Raw genomic sequence first — 15,146 nt, forward strand, 5'->3', positions numbered from 1 at the left:
GCTTAAAGTTGGTTTTTGAGTGATTTTGTGAGTTTTTGGCTTTTTCTGCGTGAAATACTGATACTCAATCCATTGATTAGTTGAAGTGCCTTAGTTGATTTTTCTATTGAAAAACTGGTCAGATAATCAATGTTTACTACTTGCCTACGGTTGGGTCTGATAAAAGAGTGCGTATCTTTCAGCATAAACTCAAACAATGAAAGATTGCGAGACGAAAGCAGTTTTTTTCCCGATTTCAGATGAATATGGGTATAGTTGACGTCGCTTTCGAGCAGAACTACATCAGCGGTTTTGATATAGTTCAGCTTGCCATTGTGTCTGATGCGTATCATGCCTTTGGCAATGAATGGGCGTTGTATTTCCAAGAAATTATCCATGTTTTCTACTTTATTATTGGCCTGCTACGGCTATCCAAGCAACCTGTAAGTTTTGCCCCCAACCAGTATTGGCATCACGGCGTTTTACCCAAACCGTAAAGCCAGCGGCGGTTTTATTTCGTACTTGCATCTGAAAAAAATCTTCATCGTTGGTGAGTGAGTTTTGTGTAAGCGTAACGGTGTAGTTGGCGTTGGGCATTGGGTTTTGAAAGGTAATTGGCTGCGAATAAGCATTGTTGGTGCTACTCCCGATGGCCAAATTGCCAAAACGAATATCTTTTATCAAGAAACCACTGTTACTAACCTTTACGCCGTGGGGTAGAACGATACCACTATAGTCAGGGTTTATAATTATGGGATTAGTGCCAACAAAATTCAAAATCGATAGTTTATCTCCATCCATAAAAATAGCAGCATTGAAAACATCATCTGAATAAAATCTCATTCCTGCACCCGAGCCACCATCGGCTTGTATGTCTAAAAATGATGGATTCCCAGAACCATCTCTTGCACTTATTTTTACTCCAATGATTTCATCATGAACCACATGTAATTTGTTAGTTGGTGTGCCAGTTCCGATACCCACATTGCCACTATTTGTGCTGTATTGATTGGCTCCACTATTTTGCCAAGCACCGCCGCCACCATTAGTCAGGGTTTGCCACGTTGTACCATCATAATATTTCATGATGTTTAGATCTTTGTCAAAGACCATTGTGCCTTTAGTTTGACCAGAAATAGCTCCGATTTGGGCAGTTGTGAGTTGCGGAAATAGAACTCCCTGCGGCGTTAGTGTACCATTTTGGGCAAAAGCATGACCACTACCCCCTGCAAAGAGTAGGAGGTAGGCAAAAAATTTGATTTTCATGATTTTACTTTTTAGTTTTCATCCATTCTTCAATAGCTTGATAAAATGTTTGGGGTTGCTCAATCCAAATGAAATGTCCAGCGTCTTTGATAACAGAAAGTTTTGAGCTTTTGATACCCGCATGAATACGAGCAGCATGCGAAACTTGGTCGCAGATGAAGTCGTCATCGCCTACGAGTACGAGCGTTGGTACGGTGATTTTGGGTAATAAATCAAGAATTTTCTCCGAACCAAAACCTCCTTTTGCGGTCATTTCCCACGCCTTTTGACTGAGTTGCACATTTTTGATGGCAAGAAACTTGGGGAGCTTGGCTTGGTCATGAAAATAAAAAGGCATAATGTATGGCATTTCTTCATTGAGCGAGCGTTTGGTGGTATCGGTTCCCATCAAAATTCCCGAACCCATTTTATAGTAAGGTTCGTTTTTACGTTTATCGAGGGCTTTCATCAACTCCGTTTGAGCGAGTTCGTCAAGCCCTGCAAAAGCAGCAACGGCAATGATTCCGTTGAGATTTTTGCTGTATTTGATGCCATAGTTTAATACCTGATAACCGCCCATCGAATGGCCAATAATCCATATTTTGTTTTGTTTGAGGTGCAGGCGAAGCTGCTCGATGTCTTCTATAAAATCGGAAGTTTGATAATCTTCGGGTTTATCAGAAGCGGCTGATTTTCCCGAAGCACGAGTATCAAGCCAAACTACCGTGAAATACTTTTCGAGTTCGGGCATTGAGTTTTTGTAGGCATCAAGATTGGGTCCCCAACCAGGTGTTGGGAAAATACAAATTGGCCCATTGCCACTTACTTCGTAGTGAAGTTTTAGTCTATTGATGGTGGCAAAATGCTCTCCTTTAGTAAGTGGAGATTGAGCAAAGCTTAGGCGAATGATAAAACTTAAGAGAAATATAAAATATCTTTTCATGATTAGTTATTATTAAGGTTTTTAATCGAAATTACTAAGCGTTCAAAGCTAAACGCTATTGTGATGATTAATTGTTATTAGTTTTTTTAATCCCGTAAAACATGAGTGTTCCTGAACAGACAGTAGGATTTACGGAGGGCATATCATCCACTGTATGAACACAAGAATATTCAGTAGTTAAAGAATTATAAACTTCGGTGCCAGAGTAATACCTTGCACCATTTGCAATATTATTCGAGCCTACGGCTATTATTTTACTATAAGGGGCAGTTTCGGATTGATTGTAAGTTAAAGTGATGGTTATGTGATCATCAATAGAGATGAAAGTTCTTACACTAATTGATGATATAAGGTTACCAGCAATGTTATCAAACGTAGGAGTACCAATTGTGCCATCTAATAGATTTACCTGATACTCTACTACTCCAATAGGTACTAAATTCAAATCGCCTGTTTGAGCAGCAAAAATGCCTGCTTCGGTTTTGATACCACCGTTTACATGAAGTTTTTGGTCAGGAAATTCAATGCCTAAGCCAACTCTTCCGTTTTCTCTGAAATAATGCTGGTTTGCCCCATTATTGGTATGTATAATCAGCGGATGATTCGATTTTGTACCCAGCCAACCTGCGTTTCCACCAATATATGAGCCTACTTTTACAGTGCCATTGCTATGTAAAATGCCGTATTTATCACTGGGCGTATAGGTGGTAAATTTATCTTCGGGTTCATCAGTGCCAATTCCAACATTTCCAGCAACTAAGGTTGAACCGAGTCCGTTTACGCTGTTTACTTGCAATCCTAAATTTTTGGGTGTTGTAAACGCATTAAAAGATAGGCCTGCATTGAATCTTAATGCACCATTTGTACTGTTTTTAGACAGAAAACCATATTCTACTCCTGAATCATATAGTCCTAAATTCCCGTTGACTGAAAGTTTCGCTTGTGGAGTCGAGATGCCAATTCCAACATTACCCGAATTAGTGCTGTATTGATTAGTGCCGCTATTTTGCCACGAGCCACTCGCTCCTGCATTACTCACATTTTGCCAAGCTGTGCCATCCCAATACTTCATTATGTTGAGTGTGTTATCAAACACCATTGTGCCTTTGGCTTGCGAAGTAAGGGCGTTTATTTGCGTTGTACTCATTTGCGGAAACATCACGCCTTGCGGAGTAATAGTGCTACTTTGGGCGGAAACCTGTACCATGAATCCAAGCAGAATGAAGAATGTTATCAAAGTGTTTTTCATTGGGTATTTTTTTGATACAAAATTGCTTGTTTAACTAATGCTCATCAATGCCATGATTGGGGATAAAAAATTGACTTTCAGACCATTTACTCAATAATTCAAACTATCAATAACCCTTTTGGGGCATACGCAAGAATTTATGAATTGATGATTTTGCTCCAATTAGCTTTGACTACTGCTTTTAATCATTACTTTCGATTTGACTTTTAACAAAATTATGTTTTGTAAATAATTGATTATGAATGTGTTAATTGAGGGAATGTGTTTGGCGGTTCGCTAAATAACTTATGCCTATGATGACAGCCAAAGTGCCAAAAATAACCATTAATAGTAGGCCGGGAACCTCTCGCCAGTCGAGGATAATTGCTTTATTGGGTTCGTTGAGCGGATACGCAATTGTCAGTTCTTCATCAATTTGATAATTGAATAAATTAAAAATTTGAGGTGACTCACTGTAAGCTCTTACCTTTTCATTGGTAGAAGTGCTAAATTCAAAAAAAGGACTTTTGCCCGATAAAATATTTTTTCTTCCGCTATTGTTGTTTTCAGTAATCCATTTACTGCCTTTGGTTTTAAAACCGATTACTTTGGCGTCTGCCACTACTCCCGAAAAAGGCAAGGCGAGCATTTTTATTAAGGTATTTCCCCAAAACAGTACAATACCCAAGCCAATGGTGGTGGTAATCATACCTACAACTTTTTTATTTTTAATTATCATGGATAAAAAGGTTGATAGTTATACAAAATTCGTGGGTTTTGCCCCCAACTATTATCATCGATTCGGCAAACCCTCATCACTGCACCTGTCTGATAGCCCGTATTTGAATCAGTAAGGTATTTACGAAGCGAAACCGCAAAACAATCTGGAAAATCGGTTGATGGTTCGTTGGCTACAAGGCAATTAAGCGAAGTAAATGGCTCGCCTATGAAGATATTTACATCTTTACATTTTGTATTGTTTGCCCCAATTGGTACAAACCCTGATTTGGTCCCTTTTATTTCAAGTCCTTTAACTTGTAGGGTTGTAGAATTGATTACATTAAACGTAGCATTGCCCTCTTGGTCGATACGAGCCGATTCTAAAATTCCAAGAAAAGTGGTTTTAAAGTTTAAATCAGCGTTTTCGGTTTGGTTCTGGCAAGCAATATTGGTTGAGCCGAACGGATAAATATTTTCGCAAGAAATTGCCGCTTGAAATTGGGGGGAAGTATTGCGTAATTGGAGTGCATATTGCTTACCAGCTTGCAGACGAAGTGGCAAGGGCGAAAGACTAAATCGTACATAATCTTTCGGTGGACAAGGTCGGTTTGGTAAACAAGGGTAGCCAGTATTGAGTAAACTTTCGTCGCTGGTGGCAGTGATGGTATTAGTAGTTTTATCAATAATTTCCAGAATACAATTCGTGATTACTCGTGTTCCTAAAGCTGGATTTTGGTCAATTCCGTAAACATCTACATAAACAATCTGTCCATCAATAGTTGGAATATAATTTTGTATAATATTTGTATTAGTGGTGGTTGTGTAATTTGATGTTAAGGCGTATGTTTCGATGAATTGGGCATTCGATGTGCCTTCATTGAAAAACGTAATACCTGCGTTCTTGAGTTGTAGCAAATTATCTTTTCTGTTGAAATACAAAGATTCTTTTTCGTAGATATTTACAGCCCCGTTTGGATTAATGGAAGTTTGTGAAAAGCCTTTTAAGCTAATTAAAATTAGAAAGGCGATGATTGTTTTTTTCATTGAGCAACTTTTTGTTACAAAATTGCTCTTTTAGCTGATGCCCATCAATGCCATGATTGGGGATAAAAAATTGCCTTTCCGACCACTTACTCAATAATTCAGACTGTCAATAACCCTTTTGGGGCATTCTTGAAAATTTATGAATTGATAATTCCGCTCCGAATGGCTTTGGCTACGGCTTCGGGGCCGCACTGTACGTGTAGTTTTTGATAAGTATTCTTGATGTGGCGTCTGACGGTTTCGACCGAAATATTCAATTCAATCGAAATCATGCGGTAAGAAAACCCTTTGGCGAGGTAAGTAAGTACCTCAATTTCTCGGTCGGTTAGGTTAAAATCATCAGTAACGGGCTGTTTGCGAAAAGATTGCAGCACTTTATTGGCAATAAAAGGTGACATCGGAGCCCCACCTTCGTTTACTTCTTTAATGGCTTGAATAAGGCGTGTAGAAGAATCCTTTTTCAAGATATAGCCATCGGCACCTTTGCTGAGGCAATCGAATAAATGTTCGTTTCCGTCAAAAACGGTGTGCATAATAATCTTGATGTGCGGAAAATGACTTTTGATTTCGACAACTCCATCAATGCCGCTGCGGTGGGGCATATCAATATCCATCACGATTACGTCGGGGCGTTCGGTGCGAGTATTTTGCAGTGCCTCTAAGCAGTTTTCGTGACACGCCATCAGTTCAAAACCTTCTGTGTTTTCAATCATTAGCGACAAAAGTTGGCTTAGTCGGGAGTTATCTTCGTAGATGGATATTTTAATCATGGATGCTTTTTGATACAAATTTCGGGAATATTTAGCCGACAAAAAATAACCCATTTCGGGGGTGTAAAACAATTTTCTAAATTGTTTCATTGATTTCAAAACAACGCAGCAAGTAAGCTATCGCAACGGAATTCTCAACTCATACTTTGTGCCTTTTTCGGCTTCACTTGTTAATTCATAAGTGCCTTTTAATTCTTGTAAACGTGTTTTGATATTCTTCACACCGTTTCGGTTGGTTACTTTGTTTACATCAAAACCTTTGCCATTATCCGAAAAACTGATGCTCAGAAAACTCGCTTTTACGTTGCACCTTAATACTATTTTGGTGCATTGGCCGTGTTTTAATGCATTGTTTATCAATTCTTTACATATTAGGTAAATATTACGTTTTTTATCCATCGACATACTTCTATTGTCCAAATGAGTAGCTTCAAACTCATATTGAATCCCTTTGGCTTCAATGATTTCGGCAGCTTCCGAATTGATACGAGTAAATAAACTTTCGAGGCTATCGAACTGTGGATTGATATTCCAAATAATATAGTCGATGGCCGTGCCTGCTTGTTTTGCTTCTTCGCTAATCATTTCGGCAAAGCCAAAACTTGGGTGATTTTCGCTCAGTTGATGTTTCACCAAATCGCCTAAAATACCGATACTACTCAACGAAGCTCCGATTTCATCGTGGAGGTCAGAAGATATTCGGTTTCGCATGGCTTGCACTTTTTTGAACTCATTGATTCGGTACCAATAAATACCGTACCCGATTGCCAACAGGAATGAAACAAGCAGAATCTTGAACCATAGGCTTTCGTACCAAGCGGGTAAAATCTTAAAGTTGAGGATGAGAGAATCGGTATTCCAATTGCCCGCAATTTCGGAGTATTGTACTTCTAATTGATACGAGCCTTGTTCAAGATTAGAAAACGTCATGGTTGGATTTACGCCATTTTCTATCCATTTTTCATTGATTTCAGTAAGGCGATAGCGAAATTTGTTTTTGGCTTGGTTCTCGAAATTGAGTGGACTAAACGAAAAACTTAGGTTATTTTGTTTTCTGGAAAAAACGAGGTTTTTAGATAAATCAATTTTTTTGTCGCTTCCCAAAATGCGTATTTGACTGAGCATTAGTCGATGTGATTGGTTTTTTAAGCCAATATTACTCAAATTGAGTATTGAAAAACCATTTTTATGCCCCAACAATAATTCGTTGTTGGTCATCAGAAAACCATTACGAATATCATTATTTAGCAAGCCATCAAACTGCGTGAAACGATTCACCTGCTTTTCTTTAGAGATTCTCACTAAGCCTTCGGCCGTACCAATCCACGTATTTCCTTTGCTATCTTCATCAATCGAAAAGCACTGACCATCAGCAAACAACGGCTTCAAATCTTCGGCATGTACTTCAGCTGTTATGATTCCTTTGGCATTCAGTTGATTATAGCCACCGTAGCCCGAAAACAATAGATTGCCTTTGGGCGTAACCGAAACATCAAGGTAATAATCTCCAATGAAGCGTTTGTGGTCATTGATTGAGCTTAATTCTTGAAATTGCTTAGTTTTGAAATCGAAGCAAGCAATACCAAAACCGCTCGGAATCCAGCCCGCAATCCACATTTTTTGGTCGGACGTATAGGTAAGTTTATGAAAAAGATTGTCTTTGAAAAAAGTAGGGTAGGGAAGTTTGCTCCAAGGTTGCACAAATTGATTTTTATTGAAATCATAGACCATAATTGGCTCATTGGGCGATAAAATCCAGAGTCGATTTTGCCCATCGAGTTCAAGATGATTAATGGGTTTTGATAGAATTTTTTCGAGATTTACTCCCTGTTTTTTTACGAAAAGATTCTTATTAGTGCCGATAAAAATCTTGTTATCAATCACTTTGATACTTTTAATTTCTTCTGATACCAATTGCGTAATTTTCTGAAATTCACCGCTTGCTTTATTCCACCGAAGCACATCACCCGAACTCATTCCGAGTAAATAGCTTGATTCATTTTCTACCTCAAAACACCGAATAGTTGCTGGATTTGGCAGTAAATTTCGGGGAATGAGTATTTGTCTAATGAGTTGATTTTCAGTCTCTTGTTTTAGTAAACCATCGTTTGTGCCGAGCCAAAGTTCGTTTTTTTGTGAGTCGATAAAAACAGTATTGAGCGAAATGTCATCGGCCATAAATTGCCCAATTTCTTCAAGTTGGGTCTGATTAGTAGTAAGCTGAAACAGATGGTTGTGCGAAACACAAATCAAGGATTGATTGCCCAAAAACCGAATTTGGTCAATTGCTTCGCTGATGTTGGCTTTGAGGGCAGAAACCTTGGTTTTAGGGTTGAAGTTTATCAAATCACCTTGCTGACTTCCTAACCAAAAAGTGCCATTTGTTTTATCAAATGCCAATGAACTTAGATTTTTCTTTCCAAAAACTTGCACCCATGTTTGGCGACTTTTATCAAATTTGCACAAACCAATCGGGCTGACTGACCAGAGATTTCCAGCTGTATCTTCGGTAAACTTGGCAAGGTTAGGGTTTTGCTGATTTTCATTCAAAATCTTGTAGTAAGTGAGCAAGTTTTTTTGTGGATTATACGATTTTATGTGATGAAAATCGGTTGACCAAACCAGCCCTTTACTATCAACAAAAATACTGTTGTAATGGTCGTTGTCGGGGATGTTATCGTTGAGTTTGTTGGCAATTTTAAGTGACAAAACCAACGATTTTGTATCTAAAGAGTATAGACCTTTTTCGTTGCTAAACCACAATATTCCGTCGCTCGAAATAGCTATGCCATTTGGGCTTGATAAATTACCAAATGATTGAAACTGGTAGCCATCGTATCGAGAAATGCCCAAGTTGGTAGCCAGCCACAAATACCCTTGAGGGTCTTTCGTGATACCCAGCACATTATTCGATGAAAGCCCATTTTTAGTAGTTATTCTCTCAAAATTGAGTTTTTGAGCATTAATTCTGTCCCAAAATAGCAAAAGTGTTAATGTAAGAACGTATCGAAGGTATGGGTGTTTCATGAAATACATTTGGATTAACCGTTCGCCAGTTGTCGAAATATACGATAATTTGAAATAAAACAGCGAGGTGAGTTTAAACTTAATAATAGCTTATCGAAGAACTATGTTTGGAATTTTAATGAATAATCTTGAATTTGCTCTAAATCTAAGCAATTATCTATGACACTCTCGGAGCAATTCTTTACTAAAAACAAATACGAATTACTACTTTTTGCCTTAGTTCAGCACCTTTTTGTAGGTATTGTACTACGTGATATGGAGAACTATGTAAAGATAATTTGGCCTATCAATATGATTATCGTAGGTATTGCAAGTATCGGTGTTTTTATTGAAAAAGGTCGTTTTAAGAAAATTATCAAAAATACCTTGTTTTTGCTTGTGTTCCTGATGCCTTTGAGCTTGTCATTTGTTAAAAATTCGCCAGAATTTATGCGTACAATCAGTGCGGTTTATGTGTTATTTTTCTTGTTTATCTTCTTAGAAATCATTCGGTTTTTGCTCAAACCAAGCTATATCAATACAGATATTATTTCGGCATCAGCTTGTGGCTACTTTTTGCTGATTGAAGTGAATGTTTTCCTAATGCAGATTTTCTTTTATAATAATTCTCATTCAATCAAAGGGATTGATATGTCAAGCACTTCGGCCGTTTATATGGATTTGGTTTATTTTTGTAGTATCACCATTACGAGCATTGGTTTTGGCGATATTCTACCCAATAGCCACGTCACGAAACTCGTAACGGCACTTTTTGGCATCGTTGGGCAGTTTTATACGGTGGTTTTGGTGGGAATTCTGATTTCAAAATTTAGCTCGTCAAGAATTGAGAATTAATAATTGAGAATGAATGAAATAATTATGAAAGAAAATGTGATAAAAAGTAAATCCTTTGCTTTTGCTCTAAGGATTGTAAAACTTTATAAGTATCTAAGTACGACTCACAATGAATATGTTTTGAGTAAACAACTTTTGAGAAGTGGGACTGCTATTGGTGCATTGGTCAGGGAATCTGAACACGCTGAAAGCAAGGCAGATTTTATTCATAAATTATCTATTGCATTGAAAGAAGCAAACGAAACAGATTATTGGCTTGAATTGCTTTCTCAGTCATAATACATCAATGAAATAGAATATGATTAAATAAAAGTAGATATAGAAGAAGTCATAAAGCTCTTAGTTTCAATCATTAAAACAAGCAAAAACAAGTAAGAGTAATTGAGAATGGAAAATTGAAAACAGATAATTTCTTTTAAATTCTCAATTAGTCATCTTGCTTCATTCTCAATTATCCATTTTCAATTATTAATTAAAAAATGCACGCTGGAGTTTCGTATTCGCTGAAAGAGTTTCTTCTTTGGACAAGGAGAAATATCTACAAATTACTACTAATTGGCATCATTCCGACGGTTTTGTATGAAGTTTTGGGCATGGAATGGCTCGCTATTCCGTGGACGGTGGTGGCTTTGTTGGGTACGGCTACTGCCTTTATTGTGGGGTTCAAGAATACTCAAACGTATAGTCGTACGTGGGAGGCACGTCAGATTTGGGGAGCGATTTTGAATAGTAGCCGAACTTGGGGAACCATGAGCCGAGATTTTGTGGTGAATAATCCTGCAAAGTCAAAAGAACTCATTTATCGGCATTTTGCGTGGCTCACGGCATTGCGTTATCAGATGCGTGATAGTCGAGCTTGGGAAACCGCCAATAAAATTTATAACAAAGAATACAAACAATTTTATGTGATTCCTGAAAAAGAAACCTCGCTCGAATCAGAGCTGGCAAAATATCTTTCAGAAGAAGAATTAAAATACATTCTAACAACTAAAAATAGAGCGGTACAGATATTGAGTTTACAGTCAAAAACGCTAAAAGAATTGACCGATGCTGGCTCGCTGGATAATTTTAGGTTTCTGGAAATGGAGAAACTTATCCGAGATTTTTATGATAATCAAGGTAAATCGGAGCGTATTAAAAATTTCCCGTATCCACGCCAATTTGCTACGATCAACTCACTTTTTATTAAATTATTCTGCATTTTACTACCTTTTGGTATGCTCAAAGACTTCGACAAACTCAACGAAACCACCACTGGCTTCATGCAAGGCTACATGGTTTGGTTGGTTGTGCCGTTTAGTGTACTGATTTCGTGGGTTTATACATCGCTCGAACAAGTAGGCGAAAGCACCGAAAATCCATTTGAAGGAAGTGCCAACGATGTGCCGATTTCGCAAATGAGCCGAACCATTGAGATAGATTTAAGAGAAATGCTCGGAGAAACCGATTTACCACCCGCTTTACAACCAAAAAATAACATCATACTTTAGAACCTTTATGAAAAAAAGAGAAAAATTGGCTATTATTCATCAGCACTACCCTGATGCCATCACTACGATTGATGGAGTAAACCGAATGATTGATTTTGTGGAAAATGTGCTTGACTTAGAGACATCACAAATCATGCTCGCCGATAGTATTTGCAGCGATGATGTGAATAGCATTCAATATCCTGCTCGCACGAGTGAATTTTTGGGGCCGTTCAAAATGGGCGGTTTAGATGGTTTTCCGTTTACGGGCTTGACAGGAATGGGGGCATTTGCCAGCCACGTACCCGACGAAGGTGCGGTTTTTATTTATTATGGCCCACACATTGGGGTCTCTAAAAATGGGGCAATTGGCGAAATCCACCGTTTCGGACAGCATAAAAATTCGGGTTGTTGTGGAGCTGCCAAAGGTGCATTGGGCAAACTGATAAACAATCTGATAGAGCCAGATAATATCACCGAAATGGATTATCAGATGAATACCATTGAGCAGATTTTATTGAAAGAGAAGGAACGTGTTCTTTCGGCAGAATTGCCCATAAAAGAAGCGACCGAAGTGATTTATGAGGCCATTGACAAGCGAATTATCGAACTGGCAAAAGCTACTCAATATAATTGTAAGTACGTGATTTTGATGGGAGCGATTCTGATAAATAGTGACTCAGATATGGGGTCTTTCAATGAAATCAGGCGTTTTGAATATGTAAATCTCGAAACCAAAGAGCGAATAGACTTGACAAAGAAATTTATCACTTGTGATTTCTAACCCTACTGAGAGTTTCAAGCTGAATACCCAAAAAAGAAGCTAAATATTTGAGTGGAATACGTTGAATAAATTCGGGTTTGTGTTTAATCATATATTCGTATCGTTCTCGTGCCGAAAGCGTTTGAAGCATGATTTTCATTTCTTCGATTTGTACTAAATATTGCTCAATAATGAGTCTTCCGAGGCGTTCGATGTCATGAAATTGGTCGAAAAGTTTGTGCAGGTCGTTGTGTTTCAGAACCACGGCTTGCACATCTTCAAGTGCTTGAATATTTGTTAAACTTGGTTTTTGAGAAAAGAAACTATACGTCGAAATTGCCACCGAGTTTTCGAGTCCAAACCAAGTATTGGTTTCGTTGGCATCGGTATCTTCAAAAAACTCCCGTACACTTCCCGAATAAATAAAGTTAAGTTCGTCTGAAACTTGGCCTTGCTTGACCAAAAACTCTTTTTTTGAGAAGTTTTTCAATGAAAAACAAGGCAAAAGAGCCTCTAAACTCACTGGTTTTAGCGGGTGAATGTGTTGAAAAAAATCCAGACAATGTAGAAATGCTTCGTGCATAACTGTGGGGCGAACATCCTGTTCTCAGCTAAGAAATTTGTGAAGCTGATTTTAGAATTAAAAAATCAGCTCACAATATTCACAGAAAAACTTCGTGAAACAATATTTTTTTTCAACTTTGTACTTCAACTATTCACCATAAACCGATTGGCGTGAAACATACGCCGCTACGAGCAATGAAAAAACTTTTTTTAGCCCTATTTCTAATGACTACTTTGTCTGATTTATCTGCCCAATCCAGCGAAACCATTTTACTTTATCCCGAAGGAACACCAGGCTTGAAAGCTGGAATTTCGATTCCCGAAGACTCGAAGACTACCGATGGAATTACTCGTGTAAAAGACGTGACTCAACCAGCTTTGTATGTGTATCCAGCCAAGAAAAAAACTTCGGATGCCACCGTAATTATCTGCCCAGGTGGTGGCTATGGAATTTTGGCAATTGACCATGAAGGATATGACATTGCTAAATGGTTTAATGAGCGTGGAGTAACAGTTTTTGTGTTAAAATACCGCCTTCCGCAAGAAAACTTATTTGACAATGATGAGATTCGTCCGCTGCAAGATGCCCAACAGGCTATTAGAATAGTACGTAAAAATGCAGCAAAATATGGTATTTCGCCCGATAAAGTTGGAATCATGGGCTTTTCGGCGGGGGGACATTTAGCTTCAACAGCTTCGACTCATTTTACAACCCAAGTAGGAGAAATCACCGATGCCAGCATGAGTGTTCGCCCTGATTTTTCGTTATTGATTTACCCAGTAATTACTTTCAGCGATAAATTTACGCACTTCGGTTCGAGAGATAATTTGATTGGAAAAAATCCGCCAATTGAAAAAATGGAGTTGTATTCTAACGAAAAACAAGTAACAAAAGATACTCCACCGACATTCTTGATAAGTACCACTGATGACGGTGTGCAGCCTGAAAATAGTATTGGGTATTTTTTGGCTTGTAAGAAACACAAAGTGCCAGTAGAAATGCATATTTATGAAAAAGGCGGGCACGGTTACGGACTCAAGAAAAAAGGTAGAGGGCCAGTAGAAACATGGGCTGGTCGTATGGAAGATTGGTTAAGAGATAGAAAGTTGATGAAGTGATTGTTTTATAGTAAAGGGTCTCGTTCAAAATTGAAACGAGACCCTTTTTATATTAATTCTCACAACCTCTAATTTCGGCTTTAAATACTGTTCCAGCATTTGCTTCAAATCCAGCATTAAGTATAATTGCTTTACCTGCTTGATAAGTTATATTGGCTGCTGTACTAATTTTATTGCTTGCGGTTACTTTATTAGTTGCTTGTTTAGTACCAACATTCGTGCTGAAATCATCTGTTGGACTTACCAAATTCAAATCTCTTGGATGAATCGTAATTGGACTGCTATTCACCTGACTTACGCTCATACCATCGGTCGAAATTACTCTGATTCTATAATTTGTTCCTCCAGCGAGTGTACTTGGAATCGAACAAGTAATTAGCCCAGCCGAATTACTTATACCAATAATTGTCGGATAAGTAAACGTTGCACTATTGACTGTGTTACCTACAAGAGCCACACTTCCGAAATTTCCATTAGCATCCGATAACTCTACTTTGAATAGATTTGCAAGGCCGAAAGTGCCATTAGTAGAGAAATTGACGTCTAAATTAGAGCCTACACAAAGCGTTGTTTTAGAGACAGTAGGTATGTTAAGGTTTGCAGTGTTTGGGAGAATGGTAAAAGTGATACTTACTGGGCCATAGTTGCTACCTCCCAGCAGATTATCTTGTTTATAACCTGTTACCGTCAGCGTATAAACCCCAGGAGCAAGCATTCTTCCATTAACGTTATTTTCAATATTATCAAAAATAGTGTAGGGCGAGACATTTTGAATAATCTCTTCATTGATATTAGTTCCTTGTATTTTCATCAATAGACTTCCGATATTTACATTCGGGCAAATCGGCACGGCAATAATGGAAACAAGGTCAGGTATTTGATTGATCGTCATACCATTAGTAAGACTAAACAAAGGCTGATACGGATTTCCCGCTTTTACGAACTGATAATCAATAATTGGAATACAAGGGTCAAATAAGGCATCAACAACAACATTTGTGGTTGCAGTGGCAGAGCAGCCAGCTGTTAAAACAGTTACTGTGTAAACGCCTGCATTGGCTACTAAAGCATTAGAAATGCTTGGGTTTTGGCTTGAACTTATGAAGTTATTCGGCCCAATCCATGTATAATTAGAGCCACCCGAGGCACTTAGTTCGATATTATTTCCAACTTGATATGGTCCAGAATTAGAAGCCGTTGCTACTAAGTCATTGGTAAAAGTTACGCTCGTCGTAATAGTAGCCGTACATCCATTGGAGCCTGTTACTGTGACGGTGTAAGTACCTGCTGCTGTGATAGTAGCCGTTGCGTTAGTACCAAGTCCGTTTGACCAAAGATACGAACCGCCACCACTTGCTGTGCGAATGACGTTTGTAGTAGCACAACTTAGGTTATTAGAACCCGTGATTTGGACATTAGGTAAACTTCCATCGTTAGTTAT

The 15,146-nt window shown here is 38.2% G+C and carries 15 protein-coding genes; 5 read left to right on the top strand and 10 right to left on the bottom strand.

The window, feature by feature from the left end; genetic code table 11:
• Positions 1-2 precede the first annotated feature (2 nt).
• From ABR854_RS07340 to ABR854_RS07375, 8 genes are all read right to left on the bottom strand, one after another.
• Positions 3-377 (bottom strand): LytTR family transcriptional regulator DNA-binding domain-containing protein, encoded by a 375-nt coding sequence (locus ABR854_RS07340; RefSeq protein WP_350264743.1) that lies wholly within the window; start codon positions 375-377, stop codon positions 3-5.
• Positions 378-390: 13 nt separating this feature from the next.
• On the bottom strand, positions 391-1,245 hold the full coding sequence (locus tag ABR854_RS07345; protein ID WP_350264745.1) for a phage tail-like protein: 855 nt from the start codon (positions 1,243-1,245) through the stop codon (positions 391-393).
• 4 nt (positions 1,246-1,249) lie between these two features.
• Complete coding sequence (locus ABR854_RS07350; RefSeq protein ID WP_350264746.1) at positions 1,250-2,167, bottom strand: alpha/beta fold hydrolase; 918 nt, start codon at positions 2,165-2,167, stop codon at positions 1,250-1,252.
• Positions 2,168-2,234: 67 nt separating this feature from the next.
• Positions 2,235-3,416, bottom strand: coding sequence for a phage tail-like protein (locus ABR854_RS07355; RefSeq protein ID WP_350264747.1), 1,182 nt, complete (start codon positions 3,414-3,416; stop codon positions 2,235-2,237).
• A 247-nt stretch (positions 3,417-3,663) separates the two neighbouring features.
• A complete protein-coding gene (locus tag ABR854_RS07360; RefSeq protein WP_350264748.1) occupies positions 3,664-4,134 on the bottom strand; it encodes a DUF3592 domain-containing protein in 471 nt (156 codons plus the stop codon).
• Positions 4,131-5,159, bottom strand: a complete 1,029-nt coding sequence (locus ABR854_RS07365; RefSeq protein WP_350264749.1) for a hypothetical protein — start codon at positions 5,157-5,159, stop codon at positions 4,131-4,133. Before ABR854_RS07365 ends, ABR854_RS07360 begins: the two co-directional genes overlap by 4 nt.
• Positions 5,160-5,296: 137 nt before the next feature.
• Positions 5,297-5,929 (bottom strand): response regulator, encoded by a 633-nt coding sequence (locus ABR854_RS07370; protein WP_350264750.1) that lies wholly within the window; start codon positions 5,927-5,929, stop codon positions 5,297-5,299.
• Positions 5,930-6,046: 117 nt separating this feature from the next.
• Positions 6,047-8,956, bottom strand: coding sequence for a sensor histidine kinase (locus tag ABR854_RS07375; protein ID WP_350264751.1), 2,910 nt, complete (start codon positions 8,954-8,956; stop codon positions 6,047-6,049).
• A 159-nt stretch (positions 8,957-9,115) separates the two neighbouring features.
• Between ABR854_RS07375 and ABR854_RS07380 the strand changes: the two genes are divergently transcribed.
• The 4 genes from ABR854_RS07380 to ABR854_RS07395 all read left to right on the top strand — a co-directional run bounded on the left by ABR854_RS07380 (position 9,116) and on the right by ABR854_RS07395 (position 12,043).
• The gene (locus tag ABR854_RS07380; protein WP_350264752.1) at positions 9,116-9,790 is read left to right on the top strand and encodes an ion channel; all 675 of its coding nucleotides are present in this window, start codon (positions 9,116-9,118) and stop codon (positions 9,788-9,790) included.
• A 9-nt stretch (positions 9,791-9,799) separates the two neighbouring features.
• Complete coding sequence (locus ABR854_RS07385) at positions 9,800-10,069, top strand: four helix bundle protein (RefSeq protein WP_350264753.1); 270 nt, start codon at positions 9,800-9,802, stop codon at positions 10,067-10,069.
• Positions 10,070-10,269: 200 nt separating this feature from the next.
• Positions 10,270-11,280, top strand: coding sequence for a bestrophin family protein (locus ABR854_RS07390; protein WP_350264754.1), 1,011 nt, complete (start codon positions 10,270-10,272; stop codon positions 11,278-11,280).
• Positions 11,281-11,287: 7 nt separating this feature from the next.
• Positions 11,288-12,043 carry an LCIB family protein gene (locus ABR854_RS07395; protein ID WP_350264755.1) on the top strand — a complete coding sequence of 252 codons (756 nt, stop codon included), beginning with the start codon at positions 11,288-11,290 and terminating at the stop codon, positions 12,041-12,043.
• Here the strand turns inward: ABR854_RS07395 and ABR854_RS07400 are convergent.
• Positions 12,027-12,605, bottom strand: coding sequence for a Crp/Fnr family transcriptional regulator (locus tag ABR854_RS07400; RefSeq protein WP_350264756.1), 579 nt, complete (start codon positions 12,603-12,605; stop codon positions 12,027-12,029). The genes ABR854_RS07395 and ABR854_RS07400 overlap by 17 nt on opposite strands.
• A 176-nt stretch (positions 12,606-12,781) precedes the next feature.
• Here ABR854_RS07400 and ABR854_RS07405 point away from each other — a divergent pair, with 176 nt between their 5' ends.
• Positions 12,782-13,705, top strand: coding sequence for an alpha/beta hydrolase (locus tag ABR854_RS07405; RefSeq protein ID WP_350264757.1), 924 nt, complete (start codon positions 12,782-12,784; stop codon positions 13,703-13,705).
• Positions 13,706-13,757: 52 nt separating this feature from the next.
• On the opposite strand, the gene ABR854_RS07410 is transcribed toward ABR854_RS07405, so the two are convergent.
• Positions 13,758-15,146: immunoglobulin domain-containing protein (locus ABR854_RS07410; RefSeq protein WP_350264758.1), on the bottom strand; the 1,389-nt coding region annotated here is incomplete at its 5' end.

Source organism: Emticicia sp. W12TSBA100-4, from assembly GCF_040253585.1.
GTDB lineage: Bacteria > Bacteroidota > Bacteroidia > Cytophagales > Spirosomataceae > Emticicia.